This is a genomic window from Nocardia sp. NPDC004722 (genome assembly GCF_053601505.1).
Genome location: NZ_JBSGBY010000871.1, coordinates 1 through 2646 on the forward strand (window position 1 = coordinate 1; position 2646 = coordinate 2646).

Annotated in this window: 3 protein-coding genes and 1 pseudogene; 3 read left to right on the forward strand and 1 reads right to left on the reverse strand. The window is 69.5% G+C overall.

Features of this window, described 5'->3' with window-relative positions:
• On the forward strand, positions 1-1075 hold a 1075-nt coding region (locus ACWELQ_RS43270), incomplete at its 5' end, for an MFS transporter (protein ID WP_452402778.1).
• Here the strand turns inward: ACWELQ_RS43270 and ACWELQ_RS43275 are convergent.
• On the reverse strand, positions 1068-1760 hold the full coding sequence (locus tag ACWELQ_RS43275; RefSeq protein WP_452402779.1) for a hypothetical protein: 693 nt from the start codon (positions 1758-1760) through the stop codon (positions 1068-1070). The two genes, ACWELQ_RS43270 and ACWELQ_RS43275, sit on opposite strands and share 8 nt — an antisense overlap.
• Before the next feature lie 113 nt (positions 1761-1873).
• Between ACWELQ_RS43275 and ACWELQ_RS43280 the strand changes: the two genes are divergently transcribed.
• Positions 1874-2236: an ArsR/SmtB family transcription factor gene (locus ACWELQ_RS43280; protein WP_452402780.1), complete on the forward strand. Its 363-nt coding sequence runs from the start codon at positions 1874-1876 to the stop codon at positions 2234-2236.
• Positions 2237-2329: 93 nt separating this feature from the next.
• Positions 2330-2646, forward strand: a pseudogene (locus tag ACWELQ_RS43285) (hypothetical protein); the annotation flags it as partial.

The window sequence follows — 2646 nt, forward strand, 5'->3', positions numbered from 1 at the left end:
GCTGGGGGTGTCCATCGCAGCGGCCGGCCAGTTGACGACGGTGTTCTCCGCCGTGTTCGCGGTGACGGCGTTGGGGGCAGCGGCGTTGGTCGCGCGGACCGAGCGCAAGGTCACGGTGCTGGTGGCGCTCGGGGTTTTCGCCGTGTCCGATCTCACGGCGGCAGCGAGTCCCGGATACGGAAGCCTGCTCATCGCGCGGGTCGTGATGGCCGCGAGTTGCGCCGTTCTGGTGTTGGTGGCCAGCCGGTTCGCGGCGGAGTTGGCGACGCCCGAGCAGCGGGGGCGGGCGATCGGGATCGTGTTCATGGGGATCAGTGGATCGCTCGTGCTGGGGGTGCCGATCGGGATGCGGATCGCGGAATGGGCGGGGTGGCGGGCGGTGTTCGTCGCGATCGCGCTGCCGGTGGTGCCGCTCGTGCTGCTGCTCGGCGGCGGGCTGCCCCGCATGCGCCCACCGGCGGTGAGCGAACCTCGTTCCTATCGCACGGTTTTCACCGACCGGCGGCTGATGGCCGCACAGTTGGTGTCGGTCTTGATGATCGGCGGGCACTTCACCTTGTTCGCGTATCTGACGCCGTATCTGAATGCCGTGCTGCGCCCGGAACCTGCCGCCTTGCAGGGGCTCTATGTGGCATTCGGGGTGGCCGGGGTCACCGGCGCGTGGCTGGGCGGGCTGGTGTCGGACCGTCTCGGCGTCGCCCGCGCCCTGTGGGCCTGCCCGGCGGTGTTCCTGGGTGCCATGGCATTACTGCCCGCCGCGGGGAGCGCTCCGATGTGGTTCGTGCCCGCGATGATGCTGTGGGGTGGCATCTCGTGGTCGATCTCACCGATCGTGCAGAACTATCTGATCAATACCGGTCCGGCGGTGGCCGATACGGCCGTGGCGGTGAATGTCTCGGCGATGCATGTCGGAGTGGCGCTGGGCTCCGGGCTGGGCGGTGTCCTCGTCGGCGCGGATGCGTTGCGGGCGACCCCGTGGGCGGGCTGCGCGCTGGTCGCGGCCGCCCTGGTGTGTGCGGTGATCGCTCTCCGGAAACCGCAGCGCGAGTGGGAATTGCGGCGTTCGCTCAGATGATGTTCGCCGCGATCAGGATTCCGATGAGCAGCAGCACCGCGGCGGTGATCAGGTTGGCGCTCTTGTCGATCCACGCGCCGCGCAGCTGGTAACCGGCGAGGGTGCCCAGCATGGTCAGGCCGACGATGGTGCCGAGGGTGACCAGGGAGAAGGCAAGGAGGGTGCCGATCGCGGCGGTCACACCGACCGCGCTCGCCGCCAGGAACACCGGCAGGATGGTGAGATCCGGCGAGGCGGCGGCGCCGAAAGGCACGGCGACGGCGAGCAATCGGGTGCCGCGGCCCGACTGTTCGTGACCGTGCCCATGGTCGTGATCATGCTCATGGTCGTGGTCATGACCGTGGCTGTGCCCGTGGTCATGATCATGGCCGTGCCCGCGGCCGAGCAGTTCCAGCACCACGAACACCACGCCGGTCGCGATCAGCAATCCCCCGACGATGAGCCCCTCGTTGCGTTCCACCACCGACCGGAACTGCAAGCCGACCCCGATCACGATGCCGCCCAGGATCAGCGAGAGCGCGACATGCGCGAACCCGGCGAGCCCGGACAACCGCAGCACCCGGCGCAGCGGATAGCGCTGGGCGCGCGCGATGACCGCCAGCGGCACCCAGTGGTCGGGCAGCACGGCATGACCGAAGCCGACCCCGGCTCCGGCAGCGATCAGAGCGGGAGCGGTCAGGCTCATGACGACCTCCTGGGCGAACGGCGGGAACCCCGGAACAATAACAGAACACATGAAGACGTCTTCATATATATCCTCAACGGTACGCTCCGGCGCCACCGGTAGGCTCCGGAGCCATGGGACACGGAGTCGAGGACCGCGACCGCCCCGCGGCACGTCTGGACGCGGACGCCGCGGCGCATATCGCGAATACCCTTCAGGCCCTCGCCACTCCGAGCCGGCTGCTCATCCTCACCGAACTCCGGCAGGGCCCGCTCCCCGTCACCGAACTCGCCGAAGCGGTCGGCATGGAACAGTCCGCGGTCTCGCACCAACTACGCCTGCTCCGCAATCTCGGACTGGTCAGCGGCACCCGCACCGGCCGCAGCATCGTCTACAGCCTCTACGACACCCACGTGGCCCAACTCCTCGACGAGGCCGTCTACCACATCGAACACCTCCGCCTGGGCATCCCCGACCAACCGGAAACCGCAGGCTGACCGCACCGACTTCCCCCGGCGCGCATGCCCTCTCATGGTTCGCCGCCACCGGCGCGGGCTCGCCGCCACCGGACTCCCGCTACCGTCGGGGAGATGGACGTCGATCGAGCAGGTCTGGTGCACGACTACGGGAGCCTCCCGACGCAACCATTGCCGATCCAGCGTGCGCACCGCACGAGGACGGCGGCCGATCCGAAAAGCGCTGGCGGGCCGGGCCGTTCGGAGTCCGGCGGGCTGGCGCGAGCGAGCCGGGCGCTGGCCGTGGCCGGGGCGGTGAGCCGGGTGACCGGGTTCGCGCGCACCATCGCGGTGGCGGCGGTGCTCGGGACCGCCGCGGTCGGGGACGCCTACAACGGCGTGAACAATCTGCCCAACATGATCTACGAGCTGCTGCTGGGCAGTGTGCTGGC

What these genes read in the sequence shown, in the direction of transcription:
- ACWELQ_RS43280 (WP_452402780.1), top strand. Translation starts at nt 1,874, where the DNA reads ATGGGACACGGAGTCGAGGACCGCGACCGCCCCGCGGCACGTCTGGAC.
- ACWELQ_RS43275 (WP_452402779.1), bottom strand. Translation starts at nt 1,760, where the DNA reads ATGAGCCTGACCGCTCCCGCTCTGATCGCTGCCGGAGCCGGGGTCGGC.